The organism is Burkholderia sp. Ac-20392, assembly GCF_017104585.1.
In the GTDB taxonomy this organism is placed as follows: domain Bacteria; phylum Pseudomonadota; class Gammaproteobacteria; order Burkholderiales; family Burkholderiaceae; genus Burkholderia; species Burkholderia lata.
Genome location: NZ_JAAGPB010000022.1, coordinates 27,021 through 44,907, shown reverse-complemented (window position 1 = coordinate 44,907; position 17,887 = coordinate 27,021). Strand labels below are relative to the sequence as shown.

At 66.2% G+C, this 17,887-nt stretch carries 18 protein-coding genes; 12 read left to right on the top strand and 6 right to left on the bottom strand.

Annotated elements, in window-relative coordinates; genetic code table 11:
* The 7 genes from mnmC to G3N99_RS05515 form a co-directional block, all read left to right on the top strand.
* The coding region (mnmC, locus tag G3N99_RS05545) for an FAD-dependent 5-carboxymethylaminomethyl-2-thiouridine(34) oxidoreductase MnmC (RefSeq protein ID WP_206121863.1) at positions 1-568 on the top strand (568 nt) is incomplete at its 5' end.
* Between the two features lie 671 nt (positions 569-1,239).
* Positions 1,240-2,454, top strand: coding sequence for a cation:proton antiporter (locus G3N99_RS05540; protein WP_174940262.1), 1,215 nt, complete (start codon positions 1,240-1,242; stop codon positions 2,452-2,454).
* A 14-nt stretch (positions 2,455-2,468) separates the two neighbouring features.
* Entirely contained in the window at positions 2,469-3,584 is a 1,116-nt protein-coding gene (locus tag G3N99_RS05535) for a YbdK family carboxylate-amine ligase (RefSeq protein ID WP_034183814.1), read from the top strand.
* A gap of 508 nt (positions 3,585-4,092) precedes the next feature.
* Positions 4,093-4,731 carry a MarR family winged helix-turn-helix transcriptional regulator gene (locus tag G3N99_RS05530; RefSeq protein WP_043184842.1) on the top strand — a complete coding sequence of 213 codons (639 nt, stop codon included), beginning with the start codon at positions 4,093-4,095 and terminating at the stop codon, positions 4,729-4,731.
* 28 nt (positions 4,732-4,759) lie between these two features.
* Entirely contained in the window at positions 4,760-5,470 is a 711-nt protein-coding gene (locus tag G3N99_RS05525) for a glutamine amidotransferase (protein WP_206121862.1), read from the top strand.
* Between the two features lie 215 nt (positions 5,471-5,685).
* Positions 5,686-6,798 (top strand): NADH:flavin oxidoreductase/NADH oxidase, encoded by a 1,113-nt coding sequence (locus tag G3N99_RS05520; RefSeq protein WP_206121861.1) that lies wholly within the window; start codon positions 5,686-5,688, stop codon positions 6,796-6,798.
* A gap of 180 nt (positions 6,799-6,978) precedes the next feature.
* On the top strand, positions 6,979-7,509 hold the full coding sequence (locus G3N99_RS05515; protein WP_174940256.1) for an SET domain-containing protein-lysine N-methyltransferase: 531 nt from the start codon (positions 6,979-6,981) through the stop codon (positions 7,507-7,509).
* A 135-nt stretch (positions 7,510-7,644) separates the two neighbouring features.
* Here G3N99_RS05515 and G3N99_RS05510 read toward each other — a convergent pair whose 3' ends face one another.
* Together G3N99_RS05510 and G3N99_RS05505 are read right to left on the bottom strand one after the other, a co-directional pair.
* Positions 7,645-9,129, bottom strand: a complete 1,485-nt coding sequence (locus G3N99_RS05510; protein ID WP_174945234.1) for a sensor histidine kinase — start codon at positions 9,127-9,129, stop codon at positions 7,645-7,647.
* A 118-nt stretch (positions 9,130-9,247) separates the two neighbouring features.
* A complete protein-coding gene (locus tag G3N99_RS05505; protein WP_006401494.1) occupies positions 9,248-9,940 on the bottom strand; it encodes a response regulator transcription factor in 693 nt (230 codons plus the stop codon).
* Between the two features lie 122 nt (positions 9,941-10,062).
* Here G3N99_RS05505 and G3N99_RS05500 point away from each other — a divergent pair, with 122 nt between their 5' ends.
* A complete protein-coding gene (locus tag G3N99_RS05500) occupies positions 10,063-10,293 on the top strand; it encodes a DUF3717 domain-containing protein (protein ID WP_039351485.1) in 231 nt (76 codons plus the stop codon).
* 92 nt (positions 10,294-10,385) lie between these two features.
* Here G3N99_RS05500 and G3N99_RS05495 read toward each other — a convergent pair whose 3' ends face one another.
* A complete protein-coding gene (locus G3N99_RS05495; RefSeq protein WP_206121860.1) occupies positions 10,386-10,694 on the bottom strand; it encodes a 4a-hydroxytetrahydrobiopterin dehydratase in 309 nt (102 codons plus the stop codon).
* Between the two features lie 147 nt (positions 10,695-10,841).
* On the bottom strand, positions 10,842-11,735 hold the full coding sequence (gene phhA / locus G3N99_RS05490; RefSeq protein WP_217465779.1) for a phenylalanine 4-monooxygenase: 894 nt from the start codon (positions 11,733-11,735) through the stop codon (positions 10,842-10,844).
* A gap of 139 nt (positions 11,736-11,874) precedes the next feature.
* Here phhA and G3N99_RS05485 point away from each other — a divergent pair, with 139 nt between their 5' ends.
* Positions 11,875-12,360 carry an Lrp/AsnC family transcriptional regulator gene (locus tag G3N99_RS05485; protein ID WP_006408082.1) on the top strand — a complete coding sequence of 162 codons (486 nt, stop codon included), beginning with the start codon at positions 11,875-11,877 and terminating at the stop codon, positions 12,358-12,360.
* 62 nt (positions 12,361-12,422) lie between these two features.
* Here the strand turns inward: G3N99_RS05485 and G3N99_RS05480 are convergent, their stop codons facing one another.
* Both G3N99_RS05480 and G3N99_RS05475 read right to left on the bottom strand, forming a co-directional pair.
* The gene (locus G3N99_RS05480) at positions 12,423-12,956 is read right to left on the bottom strand and encodes a class IV adenylate cyclase (protein ID WP_206121858.1); all 534 of its coding nucleotides are present in this window, start codon (positions 12,954-12,956) and stop codon (positions 12,423-12,425) included.
* Positions 12,957-13,094: 138 nt separating this feature from the next.
* Positions 13,095-13,994: a LysR family transcriptional regulator gene (locus G3N99_RS05475; protein ID WP_174945240.1), complete on the bottom strand. Its 900-nt coding sequence runs from the start codon at positions 13,992-13,994 to the stop codon at positions 13,095-13,097.
* 171 nt (positions 13,995-14,165) lie between these two features.
* On the opposite strand from G3N99_RS05475, the gene G3N99_RS05470 reads away from it, so the two are divergent.
* From G3N99_RS05470 to G3N99_RS05460, 3 genes are all read left to right on the top strand, one after another.
* The gene (locus tag G3N99_RS05470; RefSeq protein WP_206121857.1) at positions 14,166-15,851 is read left to right on the top strand and encodes a GMC family oxidoreductase N-terminal domain-containing protein; all 1,686 of its coding nucleotides are present in this window, start codon (positions 14,166-14,168) and stop codon (positions 15,849-15,851) included.
* A gap of 459 nt (positions 15,852-16,310) precedes the next feature.
* Complete coding sequence (locus tag G3N99_RS05465) at positions 16,311-17,090, top strand: ABC transporter ATP-binding protein (RefSeq protein ID WP_021160426.1); 780 nt, start codon at positions 16,311-16,313, stop codon at positions 17,088-17,090.
* A complete protein-coding gene (locus G3N99_RS05460) occupies positions 17,087-17,842 on the top strand; it encodes an ABC transporter ATP-binding protein (RefSeq protein WP_174945245.1) in 756 nt (251 codons plus the stop codon). Before G3N99_RS05465 ends, G3N99_RS05460 begins: the two co-directional genes overlap by 4 nt.
* Positions 17,843-17,887 lie beyond the last annotated feature (45 nt).

Here is a 17,887-nt window from a genome sequence, read left to right as displayed (position 1 = left end):
CGCGCTGCAACCGGTGCGCGGCCAGCTCACGTTGCTGCCACCCGGCAGCACAGCACCGCTGCCGTGCCCGACGATCGGCGACGGTTACGCGGTGCCGCTCGACGACGGCACGCTGCTGATCGGTGCGACGTTCGAACCCGACGACGTCGATCCTGCGATGCGTGCGGCCGGCCACCTCGAAAACCTCGAGCGCGTGCGGCATCTGCTGCCAGGCCTGATCGGCGACCTGCCGGATCCCGACACACTGCGCGGCCGCGTCGCGTTCCGCTGGGTCGTCGGCGACCGCCTGCCGCTGCTCGGCCCGCTCGCGGACGAAGCGGGCGCCATCGCCAATGCTCGCGCGCTGAGCGGCGCGCAGGCGCGCGACCTGCCACGCCTGCCCGGGCTTTACGGTGCATTCGGCTTCGGCTCACGCGGCCTCGTATGGGCCGCACTCGGCGCCGAACTGATCGCATCGCAACTCGAAGGCGAGCCGTGGCCGCTCGAGCGCGAACTTGCCGATGCCGTCGACCCCGCACGCTTCCTGATCCGCGCGTTGCGCGCACGCCGCGTCGGTCAGACCGGCTGACCACTCACCCGAACCGCTCACAGTTTCCCGACTTTTTCGCGCAAGGTTATCCACTCGACGCTGTGGATAACCGCGCGGAATCCGCGCGCACTTCGTGTGCAATCACAGTGGACGTAAACTGGGCAACTCGGCACAGCTGTGAAGCGGCCCAAAAGTTGCTCAACTCAAACCTCTGTGCACGAACAGTCTGTGCAACGGGTTATGGGCTCCGCAACACCTTGATCTGTCGACGTAAACCGAAGTTATCCACAGAACTGTGCGTCCTTTGTTAACTTCTACTATGTATATATACAAGTAAACCTTTGAAACCAAAGACCTGCGATGCCGCACAGCGCCGCGAGTCGATTCAATGGGTTCCAGACCGAAAAAGCTGTGGCACAATCGGTTTCCTTCGCGTTCATCCGGCCAGGCGCCGGACATGCTTCAATGGAACGGTCGGCACGATTTCGAATCTGAATCTTCGAGACTGCGCAGTCCGTTCACACACCAGGCCGACAATCCAGATCGGCAACCTGAACGACTTTCCGCCCTGTGGCGGAAAAGGCGGATCCCATGTCCCGCCGTCGTCGACACAACAATCACATTCGGGGCGATATCCAGCCGGCGCGCATCCATTTCTGACGCTTGACCCCGTGTTGCTGGCGGTCGCTTCCAAAGGAGAAGTCACCACGATGAAGTCGGCGTTCTCATTCCTGCCCAACTGGCCGCTTACGCCGGATGCCGTGTTCTGGGCCGGGCTTGCGTTGTTCGCAGCCGGCCTGTGTGGCGAGCTTTGCTATCGCGCATGGCGTCTGCCTCGCATCACCGGTTATGCGGTGATCGGTCTCATCGCCGGATCGTTCGGATTCGGCGTGATCGATGCCAGCACCGACGAAACTTCCCGGTTGCTGATCGACGTCGCACTCGGCCTGTTGCTGTTCGAGCTCGGCAGCCGCCTCGACCTGCGCTGGATCCGGCGCAATCCGTGGTTGATCGCATCGAGCCTGGCCGAAGCCACGCTGTCGTTCGTGCTGGTGCTGTTCGTGATGCTCGCGCTCGGTGTGTCGGGGATGGTCGCGTTGGTGCTGTCGGCGATCGCGATCGCGACGTCGCCATCGATGGTGATCCAGCTGAAGACCGAGCTGCGTGCGGAAGGGCAGGTGTCGCAACGCCTCATCACGCTGACCGCGCTCAACAGCGTCTATGCGATCGTGCTGACCAAGCTCGTGACGAGCTGGCTCCACCAGGAAGCGTACGGCAACGTGTTCGCGACGATCCTGCAGCCGCTCTACCTGATCGCCGGTTCGTTCATCGTTGCGTATGTGGTCGCGCGTTCGTGCAACTACCTGTTCCGCCACATGACCGCGACGATGCGTGACGAGCATTCGTTCGTTGCCTTGTTCGGGCTCGTGATGCTCGCGATCGCCGTCGCCCAGGCGCTGAAGCTGTCGACGCTGCTTACGCTGCTGCTCGCCGGCATCATCGTGAAGAACCTCGAAGCGCGCCCCCAACTGTGGCCCGAGCATTTCGGTACGGCCGGCTGGCTGCTGACGGTGATCCTGTTCGTGCTCACGCTCACGTCGTTCACGTGGGGCGACATCGCACTCGGCGGGCTGCTCGCGATCGTGCTGATCGTCACGCGGCTCGTCGCGAAGCTGGCCGGTGTCGTCGCGTTCGCGAAGCCGAGCGGCATCGGGATGAAACAGGGCATCGCGCTCGGCATTGCGCTCACGCCGATGTCCGCGCTGTCGTACCTGCTCGTCGACGACACCTACCAGCTCTATCCGAATTTCGACCCGCACCTGCGCGCGATCGTGATGTGCACGATCGTGATCCTGCAGCTCGTCAGCCCGTTCATCGTGTATCGCTGCCTGTCGGCGGTCAGTGAACGCAGCGACAGCAACTGATTCCGGAACCTGCCATGGCACTCGAAACCTTCGTCAATTCCGAGCCGTTTACGTTCGGCGTCGAACTGGAGATCCAGGTCGTCAACACGCACAACTACGACCTGACCAAAGCGGCGTCCGACCTGATGCGCCTGATCCAGGGCGAGACCTTCCCGGGCAACATCACGCCGGAAATCACCGAGAGCATGATCGAGCTGTCGACCGGCATCTGCCATTCGCACGAGCAGGCGGTGAGCGAGCTGCACGCGATTCGCGACGTGCTCGTGAAGGCGGCCGACCAGCTCAACGTCGGGCTGGCCGGCGGCGGCACGCACGCGTTCCAGCAATGGAGCGACCGGCAGATCTACGATGCGCCGCGCTTCCAGTACATCTCCGAGCTGTACGGCTATCTCGCCAAGCAGTTCACGGTGTTCGGCCAGCACGTGCACATCGGCTGCCCCGATCCCGACAGCGCGCTGTTCCTGCTGCACTCGATGTCGCGCTTCATCCCGCACTTCATCGCACTGTCCGCATCGTCGCCGTTCGTGCAGAACGTCGACACCGGCTTCCATTCGGCACGCCTGAATTCGGTGTTCGCGTTCCCGCTGTCGGGCCGCGCACCGTTCGTGCTGACCTGGGACAGCTTCGAGGAGTACTTCATGAAGATGGTGAACACCGGCGTCGTCAACTCGATGAAGGACTTCTACTGGGACATCCGCCCGAAGCCCGGCTACGGGACGATCGAGGTGCGCGTGATGGATACGCCGCTGTCGGTCGACCGCGCGGCGGCGATCGCCTGCTACATCCAGACGCTCGCGCGCTACCTGCTGACCGACCGGCCGCTGAAGCTGTCCGAGGACGACTACCTCGTCTACACGTTCAACCGTTTCGAGGCGTGCCGCTTCGGGCTCGAGGGCACCTGCGTGAATCCTCAGACGGGTGAGCGCCGCACGATCGCCGAGGACATCCTCGACACGCTCGACCGGATCGCGCCGCATGCTGCCGCACTCGGTTCGCGCGCGGCACTCGACGAGATCGGTGCGCTCGCCAAGGCGCGCGTGAACGACGCATCGTGGTTGAGAACCGTTTTCAAACAGGAAAAATCGCTCAATGAGACGGTCCGCCAGCAGTGCTTACGTTGGCGCGAGTGAAAAAATGTTTTGCAGATTACGGGCTCGACCGAGTCGCGATTCACTGAACGACCGACGGCCCCGATTGCGGCCGAAATCGTTGCCGGTTGTCCTGAAAATCTGTGGATAACCGGATATTCCGCTGCAAAGTCAACGATCTGTGCACGGGATAACCCGGTGGATCATTGCGGTCGGCCCGATGGCCGATCCGAACAGGAAAATGCCCTGGTGCACCGTTTGGCGGGCGTTCGGCATTGCAGGCACAACGAAAAATTTTGGTTATCCAGTGATTTTCCACAGAATGAAGGGGATAACTTAGCTGTGCGATTTTCCGCTCTCGCTTAGAATGTCGGCTTTGCGGACACCGGAACGATGAGTGTCTTACCGGTCGCCGCGAACGCGACCGCCGCGTGTGCCCTCGCGACGGCCGTGCTGACGCACTCGCAAGAGCGTGTCTGTTTTGAGATAGACATTCGATCTCCACACTACGGCCGCTCGGCAAACCGGGCGGCGGCAAAGCGAAAAGACTATGAGCGAAGGCGTTTACGGGAATCAGGCTTCGGGACGTGTGACCCACAGCCTGCTGCGGTTGAGTACGGCCATGCGAAGCCAGGCATGGGATTGGGCGGAAGGCGCTGGCCTGACGCCGACGCAGGGCGAGATTCTCGTGCTGCTGCTGCAGCGCAAGGGCCCGATGCGGCTCGGCGAGATCGCGCGCGAGACGCAGCTGACCGCGGCGACCACGAGCGATGCGGTGAGCACGCTCGAGACCAAGGGTCTCGTCGAGAAGCGCCGTGCGCTGGACGATGGCCGCGCGCTGGCCGTGCGCCTGTCGGCCCGTGGCCGGACGGCTGCGAAGAAGGCACTGCAATGGCCTGAATTCCTGACGAAAGCGGTCGGCAAGCTCGGCGCGGACGAGCAGGGCGCACTGTATCGCGCGCTGCTGAAGACGCTGCGCGAACTGCAGGTGGCCGGTGCGACGCCGCCGCAGCGCATGTGCGTGACGTGCGCCCACTTCCAGCCGGGCAAGCTGTCGAAGAAGACCGTGCATCACTGCGCGGCGCTCGACATCTCGATGTCCGACAGCGATCTGCGTCTCGACTGCTCGGTGCAGGAAGAAGCCGACGCGGCGACGCAGAAGAAGACCTGGAAGATTTTCGCAGGCTGACGTCCGTCGATCGACCGGGAGGCCGATGATGAACGCTGAAGTCGTGGCGATCCGCCATGTGCATTTCGAGGATCTCGGGAGCTTCGAGCAGGTGCTCGGCGAACGGGGCCGGCGGGTGCGCTATGTCGACGTCGGGTCATCGCGGGTCGAGGTGCTCGACGTGCTCGAGCCGTCGCTCCTCGTCGTGCTCGGCGGGCCGCTCAGCGTGTACGACGATGCGCAGTATCCGACGATCGCGCCGCTCGCGGCGCTCGTGCGCAAGCGCATCGACGCCGGGCTGCCGATCCTCGGGATCTGCCTCGGCGCGCAGTTCATCGCCCGGGCGCTCGGTGCGCGTGTCTATCCGGCCGCGCAGCACGAGCTCGGCTGGGCGCCGCTGACGCTCACCGATGCCGGCCGCGCATCGCCGCTGCGCCATCTCGATGGTGCGGCGACGTCGATGCTGCACTGGCATGGCGACACGTTCGACCTGCCGGGCGGGGCGATGCATCTCGCGTCGACGCCGGCCTGCCGTCACCAGGCATTCGCATGGGGCCAGCACGTGCTGGCGCTGCAATGCCATCCGGAAATCCGCACCGACCGTTTCGAACCGTGGCTGATTTCGAACGCCGGCGAAATCGCGGCGACGCCCGGCATCGACGCGCGCCAGTTGCGCGCCGATACCGCTCAGCAGGGCCCCGCGCTCGAGGCGGCCGCGCGACGCATGTTCGCGGAGTGGCTCGACAGCGTCGGACTCTGACGCCTCCGGCGGCGCTGCCGTTCGCCGCGTAGGTGTTGCCCGGCCCGCATCCGTTGCAGGCCGGCGCATCGCCGTATGCGCTGCCTTTTCTCCGTTGCAGGCAACCGGCCGCCGGCCGTACCTGACCATCCGCTTACTGCCGGAGGCGCCGTCAGCAGGCTTGCCGCCTGCGTGCTACGCTCGTTCGCTCTTTCCTTTCCTGGCGAGCGGCCTCCATGACTGCGCTGTTTTCCCCGTTCACGCTGCGCGGCGTGACCCTTCCGAACCGGATCGTGATCTCCCCGATGTGCCAGTATTCGGCCGAACGCGGCGAGGCGACCGACTGGCACATGATTCACCTCGGCCATCTCGCGCTGTCGGGCGCGGGGCTGCTCTGCATCGAGGCGACCGCCGTGGAACCCGACGGGCGCATCACGCATGGCGACCTCGGCCTCTGGGACGATGTGACCGAAGCCGCGCTGAAGCCGGTGCTGGCCGCGATCCGCAAGCATTCGCCGATCCGCATCGCGATGCAGTTGTCGCATGCGGGGCGCAAGGCGTCGAGCAACGTGCCATGGCAGGGCGGTCAGCTCGTGTCGGTCGCCGACGGCGGCTGGTTGCCGCACGCACCGTCGGCCGTCCCGCACAAGGATGGCGAGACGCCGCCACTCGCACTCGATGCCGCGGGCCTGAACCGGATCCGCGAAGCGTTCGCAGCCTCGGCGAAGCGGGCCGCACGGCTCGGCATCGATGCGATCGAGGTGCACGCGGCACACGGCTACCTGCTGCACCAGTTCCTGTCGCCGCTCGCGAACCGGCGCACCGACGAATACGGCGGCTCGCTCGAAAACCGCATGCGCTTTCCGCTCGAGATCTTCGAGATCGTGCGCGCGGCGTTTCCGGAGGACCGGCCGGTCGGCGTGCGCGTGTCCGCGACCGACTGGGTCGAAGGCGGCTGGGAGCTCGACGATACGATCGCGTTCGCGCACGAACTGAAGCGCCGCGGCTGCGACTGGATCGACGTGTCGTCCGGCGGCGTGTCGCCGCTGCAGAAGATTCCGCTGTCGCCCGGCTACCAGGTGCCGTTCGCGCAGGCGGTGAAGCGTGCGGTCGGCGTGCCGACGATCGCGGTCGGCCTGATCGACGAGCCCGCGCATGCGAACCGGCTCATCGAGGCCGGCGATGCCGATTTCGTCGCGATGGCGCGTGCGATGCTGTACGACCCGCGCTGGCCGTGGCATGCGGCGGCCGAGCTCGGCGCGCAGGTCATGGCGCCGCCGCAATACTGGCGTTCGCAGCCGCGCGAGCACAAGGCGTTGTTCGGCGACATCGCATTCGGCCAGCGTTGAGCGCCACACGCGCAATATTGCGCGTGATGTTGAACGAAGCAATCGTGAACGTGTAGGATGCGGGTGATTCGCCGCATGCCCCGACGCGGCACCAACCGGTGCCGCGTTTTCGTTTTGCGCGACGCCAGGCCGCGATCGCGGTCGTCTTCCATTCAAGTCGTCTTCACAAGGATTCGTTCGATGAGTTCACGCAGGATCGCGGTGCGCCGCTCGGGAGTACACGGCAAGGGCGTGTTCGCCGTGGCGCCGATCAAGGCCGGCGAGCGCGTAGTGGAATACAAGGGCGAACGAATTTCGTGGAAGGAAGCGCTGCGCCGCCACCCGCACGACCCGAGCGAACCGAACCATACGTTCTACTTCGCACTGGACGAGGGCGGGGTGATCGACGGCAAGATCGACGGCAACAGCGCGCGCTGGATCAACCACTCGTGCGCGCCGAACTGCGAAGCCGAGGAAGTCAAAGGCCGAGTGTACATCCATGCGCTGCGCGACATCGGGCCGGAAGAGGAACTGTTCTACGACTACGGCCTCGTGATCGATGCGAAGCTGACGAAGACGCTCAAGCGCGAATACGCGTGCCATTGCGGCGCGGCGTCGTGCCGCGGCACGCTGCTCGCGACGACCGACGACGGCGGGAAGAAGAAAAAGAAGAAGGACAAGAAGGACGGCAAGTCCGAGTCGCGGTCGAAGGACAAGAAAAGCAAGAAGTGACGCAGGCGGCGGCGCATCGTGCGCTGCCGCTGCCGTTTCAGCAGACGGCTGCCGCATCGTGCAGCCGTGCTGTCCGCCTTCCTCATCCGGCGCGCGGCCCGATCAGCGGCCGCCCACCGAGAGTCTCTCAGTCCATCAGTGCGTCGACGCGGCGGCCGGTGTTTCGCTGGCCGGCTTCTCGGTGCGCGCGACCAGCGGCACCCTCACCACGAAGCGCGAGCCGCCTTCCGATGCATCCTCGTACGAGACGGTGCCGCCGTGCATCGCGATGATGTCGTGCACGATCGCGAGGCCGAGCCCGGCGCCCGTCTCGACACCGTTGCCGCTTTGCGCGTCGCCGCGGAAGAAGCGCTTGAACAGGTCGGCCTGCTGGTTGGCGGGCACGCCGGGGCCGTTGTCCTCGACGACGATCTCGGCGGCCGGCTGGCCGTCCTCGAGTGCGCCGCGCGCGACGTTCACCGTGATCCGCGCGCCGTCGGGCCGCGCGAGCGGCACGTACTTCAGTGCATTGTCGAGCAGGTTCGCGATCACCTCGCGCAACAGCACGGGATTGCCGCGCACGACCAGTTTCTCGTCGTCACCCGGATCGTCGGTGCGCTGGAAGCCGAGGTCGACGTGCGACGCCAGGGCGCGCGGCACCCATTCGGCACCCGTCTCGAACGCCATCGCCGCGAGGTCGACGTCGACGAACCGCGCGGCCTGTTCGCCCGGTTCCGCGCGGGCGAGCGACAGCAACTGGTTGGACAGCCGCACCGCGCGGTCGGCGGCCGCGCGCAGTTCGCGCACCGCGGCGAAGGTCTGGTGCGGGTCGCGCGCCACGGCTGCCTGCTCCGCGTGCAGCTTCACGGCCGTGAGCGGCGTACGCAACTGGTGAGCGGCATCGGCGATGAATTTGCGCTGCGCGTCGAGCGCGGTCTTCAGGCGGCCGAGCAGCGCGTTCATCGCGCTCGTCAGCGGCCGGATTTCCAGCGGCACCTCGGTTTCGTCGACCGGTTCCAGCGACGTGTGGGTCTGCCGGTTCAACGAATCGGCCAGGTGCGTGAGCGGGCCGAGCTGCTGGTTCACGACGCGCCACACGATGCCCCAGCCCGCGAGCAGCAGCAGCAGTAGCGGCATCATGATCGCGACGAGGAATTCGGCCGCGATGCGATAGCGGTGCCGCACCGGCTGCGCGACCTCGACGACCATCGGCTTGCCGCCGTCGACGTCGTCGACGCGCACCTGCGCAACCCGGACCGCGCGGTTGTCGTATTCGGCCTCGAACACGTACGCGTGATGCATGCGGCGCACGTTGATGCCCTGCAGCGGCAGCTTCGGATCGCCGGCGAGTTCCTGTTCGCCGTCGCTGATCCGGTAGATCAGCGCTTCGGCGGGATCGGAGAACATCGCCTGCGCGAGCGGCGGCACCGTGAACGGCGCGTCGGGGCCGGCGATCTGGATCTGTTTGGAGATGGCGGTCGCGAGATCGGCGAGCGAGCGGTCGATCACGTGCTGCGTGTATTGCCACGCGAGCCAGTAGGCGATCAGGCCGCTCATCAGCGCGAGCATCGACAGCGGGGCGGCGAGGCGCCGAAGCAGCGAGCGGCGCAGGCTGGTGGTCACAGCCGGATCAGGAGACATTTCGACGGGCAAATGGATAAGCGCCGCTCACGGGGAGCGGCGCGGTCTTGCGCCGGGCGGCGACGCGGAGCAGCGCGCACACGCGGACGGCACGTGGCCGCCCGGCGTGCGGTGCCGCTCAGACGCTCGCGGTCTGGCGGATTTCCTGCAGCAGGTAGCCGAAGCCGCGCACCGTGACGATTTCGACACGGCACTGCTCGAGTTTCTTGCGCACGCGGTGCACGTAGACTTCGATCGCGGTGTCGCCGAGATCGCCGCCGAAGTGCGTCAGGTGATCCTGCAACTGGGCCTTGCTGACGACGCGGCCGTGACGCAGCAGCAGCATCTCGAGCACCGCGAATTCACGCGGCGACAGTTCGAGCGGCTTGTCGTCGTTGAAGATGCGGCGGTCGACGCCCGACAGGCGGACGCCGCCGAGCGACACTTCCGGGCGCGGCATGTCGCTGTGCGGGCCGCTGCGGCGCATCACCGCGCGGATGCGCGCTTCGAGCTCGGCCGGCTCGAACGGCTTGAGCATGTAGTCGTCGGCGCCGGAGTTCAGGCCCTGGATCCGGTCGTTCAGCTCGTCGCGTGCGGTCAGCACGATGACGGGCGTGTGGCGGTTGGTCTGGCGGAAGCGCGTGAGCAGCGTCATCCCGTCGATGCCCGGCAGGCCGAGGTCGAGGATCACGAGTTCGTGGCGGTTCTGTGCCAGCGCCTGTTCGGCAAAGATGCCGTCATGCACCATGTCGACGGTGAAGCCAGCCTGCTCGAGGCTGCTCTGGATACCGCGTGCGATGGGGCGGTCGTCTTCAATCAGAAGGAGTCGCATGAAGTTCGCTCAAGTACAATGGGTTGGCGGTTCAGGCACGCGGACAGCACGACGCCGTTTCCACAGGGGCGCCGCAACACCTGACATCAAGCATGGCGGCCAGCGAACGATTAAATCCAAACATGTCCGATATTTCGATCAACGACCTAGAAGCCGCGATCAATTTCTGGCGCGCCCGCTCGCCGTCGAGCGGCGACGAACTCAAACTCTGCGAAGAGGCCAGCGCGCTTTCCAAGCCGTATGCGCTGCTGATTGTACAGCGCGAAAGCGCGCTGCAACTGGAAGGTTTGGACCCCAAGGCGCGGAATGCGTACGAGACTTACGTGCGCCTTAAGGATGGCTTGGAAAGCTGAAGGCTTTCGCTCACTACATCCTAGAAAACGTTCATCGAAATGAAAAGTTGACGCGCCGCGCATCGAAAGACGCGCGGCGGTAGAGGAAGGCCTCAGGCGGCCGGTTGCGCGTGCGCGCCGGCACGGTCGATGAACAGCGCCAGTTCGATGTCGCGTTCGGTCAGGCCGTCGGCATCGTGGGTCGACAGCGTGACGTCGACGCGGTTGTACACGTTGAACCATTCCGGATGGTGGTTCATTTCCTGCGCCTTGATCGCGACGCGCGTCATGAAGCCGAACGCTTCGTTGAAATCGGCGAAGCGCAGGCTGCGGTGGATCGCATCGCGGCCCGGTACGGCCGTCCAGAGCGGCAGGCCTTCGAGCCGGGTCTTGCGTTCTTCTGATGTGAGCTTGTGGATCATCTTGCACCTCTCGGTCGGTAACGGCGCCCGCGCGCGGCTGCGCCGCGCGGCGAAGCCGGCACCGGTCATTGTTTCATAGTTGTGGGACGGCCATCCGGGGACGGCGATCGGGAGGCCGGCAGAGGGGCGTTCCGGCGCCCTCGAACGTCATGCGTCGGCGTCGTCGGGCCAGCCTTCGCCCGTGCCGCGATGCAGCACGCGATCGGTATCGAGCACCGCGCCGGCCGCGAACTCGGGCAGCGCCGCCAGCCGGTCGGCCAGCGCACGGCCGTCGACGTCGGCGAGCGCGAACAGCTGCGCAAAATCGTCGATCACGAAGTAGGTCTTCTGGAACGTGTCGATCCGGTACTTCGTGCGCATCACGCGCTCGAGGTCGAAGCCGAGCCGGTTCGGCGCCGCGCTTTCGAGGCTGTACAGGCTTTCGCCCTTGCTCGACACGATCCCGGCGCCATAGATCGACAGCCCGTTCGTGCCGCGCGGGTCGCGGATCAGCCCGAATTCCACCGTATACCAGTAGAGCCGCGCGAGGCGCGCCAGCGCCGCTTCGTCGTCGGCGACCGCGAGCGCGGTGCGGCCGTACGCCTGCATGTAGTCGGCGAACACCGGGTTGATCAGCAGCGGCACGTGGCCGAACAGGTCGTGGAAGCAGTCGGGTTCCTGCAGGTAGTCGAGCTGGTCGGGGCGGCGCATCCACCAGGTGACGGGGAAGCGCCGGTTCGCGAGATGCTCGAAGAACACACGGTCGGGCACGAGGCCCGGCACGGCGACGATTTCCCAGCCCGTTGCCGGCTTCAACTGGCGGTTCACGTCGGCGAACGACGGTACGCGATCGGCCGGCAGGTCGATCTTCCCGAGCCCCGCGACGAACGCGTCGCATGCGCGCCCGCGCAACAGCGCCGACTGGCGTGCATAGAGCTGCTTCCACACCGCGTGGTCGACCTGGCCGTAACGCGCGAGCGGCTGGTCGATGGTGAAATCGGCGCGGGTTTCGAGGCCCGCATCGAACTGCTCCTGCAGTTTCGCGGTGACGACGGTGGACATGATCTGGCTCTGCACGTAGCGGTTGGGAATCATGCAAGTGTAGAGCGGGCTGCGCGCGGAATGGGCGCAATATTGGCGTTGATTCGCTTGATGATGCGATAATCACGCATCAAATCACGAATCAATGCGGAGAATACTCATGCTGGAACTCGATCACTTCGATCTCGCGCTGCTGGATGTGCTGCAGCGCTTCGGCCGCGCGACGCATCAGCAGCTCGGCGAGGAGGTGCCGCTGTCGCCGTCGCAGATCGGCCGGCGGCTGCAGCGGCTCGAGGCGGCCGGCGTGATCGAAGGCTACCGCGTGATGCTGCGCCCCGAAAAGCTCGGGCTCGGCGTCACCGCGTTCACGAGCCTCAAGCTCAAGCACCACGGCGATTCGATCATCGAGCAGTTCCAGCAGCAGATCGACGTGCTGCCCGAGGTGCTCGAATGCCATGCGGTGGTGGGCGATGCCGACTATCTGCTGCGGATCGTCGCGCCCGACCTGAACGCGCTGTCGCAATTCGTGATGAAGAAGCTGATGCGTGTGCCGGGCGTCGACAGCGTGCGCTCGAACATCGTGCTGACGACCTTCAAGCGCAACGGCGCGCTGCCGCTCGCGCACCTGGCGCCCGGCGCCGCCTGACGCGGCGACAGGGCGGCGGGGTTGAAGGCGGCGCGGGTGCGCCGCCGCAGGGCAGGGCCGGATCAGGCCGTTTCGTGCTCCGTGTCGGCGTTCAGCAGGTCGACGTACGCGACCGCGACGAGATCGTTCTGCGACACGCCGAGCTTCGCGAACACGTCGTGCGCTTCGGCTTCACCGCCGGCTTCGTCGTCGTCAGGGCCGAGCACGACTTCCAGTTCGATGAAATCGCCGAGGCCGTCGACGCGGTCGAGGTGGATGCGCGTGCGGCCCGCGAGGTACACGTGCCGTTCCTTCGTCACGATCCCGCGCGTGGTCAGCGCGGTGGCGAGCAGCGCGTGCATTGCATCGGGGTTCGTCACCGGGCTGCGCGTGTAGTACGACGCCTTCGGGCCGTCGCGGTCGTCGCGCTGGTAGAAGATCAGTTCGGCGGGCGTGCCGTCCTCGAAGCGGCGCAGCTTCAGCCGGCCGCGCGGCACGTCATAGAAGAAATCCTGCTGGCGATAGAACAGCGGCGCCTCGGTCGCGAGCCTGGCCGCCTGTTCGCGCAGCTGGTCGAATTCGCGGGCGCGGGCTTTGATCTCGATGTTGCGGGCCATGCGGGTCTCCTTCAATCGGGGTCTCGCGGTGTGCGAACGCACAATCTAGCAAAAACGCGGAGACGGTGGCGTGACGACGGGTGGGGGGGCGTGGCGAGATGACGCGCGCGGGCTCGGCAGCTTCGTCATCAGCACGGCTCATATCGCCCATTGCGCCTCGATCAGCCGCAGCGCCGCCGCGATCGCCGGTTCGTCGCACCGCTCGGCGAGGGTCACGAACGTCAGTTCGGTCGGCACCGTCACGGGCTCGACGATCGTCAGCGCATGCGCGTGCGCTTCGGCCAGCGCGGTCGAGTCGCGCGCGAGCGTCAACCCGATCCCCGATTTGACGAGGTCGAGCATCGACTGCTCCTGGTCGACCTCGGCAACCTTGAGCGGCTGCGCGCCGGCATCGGCGAAGCGCCGTGACAGCAGCCGGTGGTGCGCGGACGCCGGCGGCGTCCAGATCCACGGCAGCGTGGCAAGCGAGCGCCAGTCGTGGGCGCGCTGCACGCGCTCCTTCCAGCCGGCCGGCGCAAGGACGCGGTACTGGAAATGCGTGAGCGTGACGGTGTGGAACAGCGCGCCGTCGAGCGGATCGTCCTCGCCCGGCCGGCCGATGTAGTAGCCGACATCGAGCGCCTGCGTGCGCACCTGTTCGATCACCCAGCCCGACATTCCGTGCCGCAGCGCCGTCTCGATCTGCGGATGGGTTTCGACGAGCGCGCGCAGGAAGCCGCCGAGCCGCAGGAAACCCGGATCGAGGATCGTGCCGATCCGCAGCCGGCCGCGCACCTCGTGTCGCAGTGCAGCAGCGGCGCGCTGCACGTCGGCGGCCGCGGCGAGTGCGCGTTCCGCATGCGGCAGCAGCGTCTGGCCGTCGCGCGTGAGCGCGAGGCCGCGCGACGTGCGTGTAAACAGCGTGACGCCGAGCGTTTCCTGCAGATGCTTGATCTGCAGGCTGACCGCCGGCTGCGTCAGGTGCAGGTGTATGGCGGCGCGCGTCAGGTTGCCTTCGCGCGCGACCGTCGCGAACGCACGGAGCAGGGTGAGATCCATCGTCGTGATATGAGCGCAGCTTATAACGCAGTTCAGCATAACTCATTGGATCGGCGGCCGGCGGCCGGAGTACGCTTCATCGGTCGTGGCGCGCGGGGCCGCAAGCGTGGCTCGCGACGCACTATGCTGGAAATGACGCGCGGCGTTGCGCCGCGTGACAGGAGACAAACCGTGACTACCCAACGCACGCTAGAAGGCGAATTCGATTACGTGATCGTCGGCGCGGGCACCGCGGGCTGCGTGCTCGCGAACCGCCTGACCGAAGATCCCGACATCCGTGTGCTGCTGCTCGAGGCGGGCGGCAAGGACGACTATCACTGGATCCATATCCCGGTCGGCTATCTGTATTGCATCGGCAACCCGCGCACCGACTGGCTGTACAAGACGCAGCCCGAAGCCGCGCTCAACGGCCGTGCGCTGTCGTATCCGCGTGGCCGCGTGCTAGGCGGCTGCTCGTCGATCAACGGGATGATCTACATGCGCGGCCAGCGCGAGGATTACGACAGCTGGGCACAGGAAACCGGCGACGCCGGCTGGTCGTGGGACAGCGTGCTGCCGATCTTCAAGCGCAGCGAGGATCATCATGCGGGCGCGAGCGACGCGCACGGCGCGGGCGGCTACTGGCGCGTCGAGAAGCAGCGGCTGCGCTGGGAGATCCTCGAATCGTTCGCGCAGGCCGCGCAGCAGACGGGCATCCCGGCAACCGACGATTTCAACCGCGGCGACAATTCCGGGGTCGGCTATTTCGAGGTGAACCAGAAGCGCGGCGTGCGCTGGAATACGTCGAAGGCGTTCCTGCGGCCCGCGATGGCGCGCCCGAACCTGACCGTGATCACCGGCGCGCAGGCGCAGCGCGTGATCTTCGACGGTCGGCGCGCGGTCGGCGTCGAATATCACGGCGGCGGCACCGATTACGTTGCACGGGCGCGCTCGGAGGTGCTGCTGACGTCCGGCGCGGTGAATTCGCCGCAACTGCTCGAACTGTCGGGCATCGGCGATGGCCGGCGGCTGCAGGCGCTCGGCATCGACGTCGTGCAGGATCTGCCGGGCGTCGGCGAAAACCTGCAGGATCACCTGCAATTGCGGATGGCGTTTCGCGTCGAAGGCGTACGCACGCTCAACACGCTGTCCGCGCACTGGTGGGGCAAGCTGATGATCGGCGCCGAATACGCGTTGCTGCAGCGCGGGCCGATGTCGATGGCGCCGTCGCAGCTCGGCGCGTTCGCCAAATCCGATCCGGACGATCCCGCACTCACGCGCCCCGATCTCGAATACCACGTGCAGCCGCTGTCGCTCGAACGCTTCGGGGAGCCGCTGCACAGCTTCAACGCATTTACGGCGTCCGTGTGCCATTTGCGGCCGACGTCGCGCGGCAGCGTACATATTGCGAGCGCCGATCTGGGCGCGGCACCCGCGATCGCGCCGAACTATCTGTCGACCGACCACGATCGCCACGTCGCCGCGAACGCGCTGCGGCTCACGCGCCGGATCGCGTCCGCGCCGGCGCTTGCGCGCTATCGTCCCGAGGAAATCCTGCCGGGCCTGCAGTACCGGAGCGAAGCCGAGCTGATCGAGGCGGCCGGCGCGGTCGGCACGACGATCTTCCATCCGGTCGGCACCTGCCGGATGGGGCGTGCCGACGATGAGCGCGCGGTGGTCGACAGCCGGCTGCGCGTGCGCGGCATCGCCGGGCTGCGGATCGTCGATGCATCGGTGATGCCGTTCATTACATCGGGCAACACCAATTCGCCGACGCTGATGATCGCCGAGCGTGCGAGCGACATGATTCGTGCCGATCGCCGCGCGGCGCGCGAAGCGACGCCGGTGCGCACGGAGCCGGCGGTGACGGCCGCGTGACGGAACGCTGACACGCACGACAGCGGGTGGTCATGATGACGCCCGCTGATTCGCTATGCGAAACAAGCTGCCGTTGCGGAGCCAATGCCGATGGTGCCGAATATGCCGGTTGGTCCGGCAAGATCCATGCAAGCCGTGCAGTCGCACGGCTTTTTTGTTGCGTGCGTGCCGGGCCGTGCGGATGGTCAACGCACGATGATGCACGTGTCAAAAAAACGGTGTGATGAACCGTGCACAGCCGCGCGTGACATGGCGGCCAGCCCTATAAGTGCAAATCCCGATGATTGCACTGCACCAACGGCGAGACAATGTGGCGCAGTGTGCATACGCGTCGGCGCGGGAGACCACCCTCGAGGCGTAACACGGCGCCCGGGGCAGCCCGCTCATCCGCTGACCTGTTTCGCGGACGCTTCTCGCGAATCTTCCCGGTGCTTCGCCTGACTTCGTACGGAAGGGAACATGATTCTCGGCGACACGATTCTGGAAACACGCGGACTGACCAAGGAATTCAGGGGTTTCACGGCCGTCAACGGCGTGAACCTGCGTGTGCGTCGCGGTGCGATCCATGCGCTGATCGGACCGAACGGCGCGGGCAAGACCACCTGCTTCAACCTCCTCACCAAATTCCTGACGCCGACGGCCGGCCAGATCGTCTTCAACGGCATCGACATCACCGACGAGCGGCCTGCACAGGTTGCCCGCCGCGGCATCATCCGCTCGTTCCAGATCTCGGCTGTCTTTCCGCACCTGACCGCGCTGCAGAACGTGCGCATCGGCCTGCAGCGTGCGCTCGGCACCGAATTCCATTTCTGGCGCAGCGAACGCACGCTGAAGCGGCTCGACGACCGCGCGATGGACCTGCTCACGCAGGTCGGCCTCACCGATTTCGCGCAGGTGCCGACCGTCGAGCTCGCATACGGCCGCAAACGCGCGCTGGAGATCGCGACCACGCTCGCGATGGAACCCGAACTGATGCTGCTCGACGAGCCCACGCAGGGGATGGGCCACGAGGACGTCGACCGCGTGACCGCGCTGATCAAGAAGGTTGCGAGCGGCCGCACGATCCTGATGGTCGAGCACAACATGAACGTGATCGCGGGCATCTCCGACACGATCACCGTCCTGCAACGCGGCGAGGTGCTGGCCGAAGGCTCGTATGCGGAAGTGTCGAAGAATCCGCTCGTCATCGAGGCCTATATGGGCAGCGCCGACGCGGCGCTCGCGGGGGCGCACGCATGAAGCACAGCGAACGGGAGGAACGCGAATTGAGCGGCGTCGAAAGCGGTACGCCCGCGCTGGAGATCACGGGCCTGGAGGCCTGGTACGGGGAATCCCACATATTGCACGGTGTCGACCTGACGGTGCATCGGGGTGAGGTCGTCACGCTGCTCGGCCGCAACGGCGCGGGCCGCACGACGACGCTGCGCGCGATCATGGGCCTCACGGGCCGCCGCAGCGGGTCGATCAAGGTCGCGGGCAACGAGACGATCGGCCTCGCGACGCACCGCATCGCGCATTTCGGCATCGGCTACTGCCCGGAGGAGCGCGGGATCTTCTCGAGCCTGTCGTGCGAGGAGAACCTGATGCTGCCGCCGCCGATCGGTTCGCGCGACCACGCGATGTCGATCGACGAGATCTACGCGATGTTCCCGAACCTCGCGTCGCGCCGGCAGAGCCAGGGCACGCGACTGTCCGGCGGCGAGCAGCAGATGCTCGCGGTCGCGCGGATCCTGCGCACCGGCGCGAACCTGCTGCTGCTCGACGAGATTTCCGAAGGCCTCGCACCGGTGATCGTGCAGGCGCTGGCGCGGATGATCGTCGCGCTGAAGGCGCGCGGCTACACGATCGTGATGGTCGAACAGAATTTCCGCTTCGCGGCACCGCTCGCCGACCGCTTCTACGTGATGGAGCACGGCAGCATCGTCGAACATTTCCAGGCGGCCGAACTGGAAAGCAAGATGCCGACCCTGCACGACCTGCTCGGGGTGTGACGCCGCCCCGTCTCTTTTGCCGCTAGCCGTGGCGGCTTCGAACAA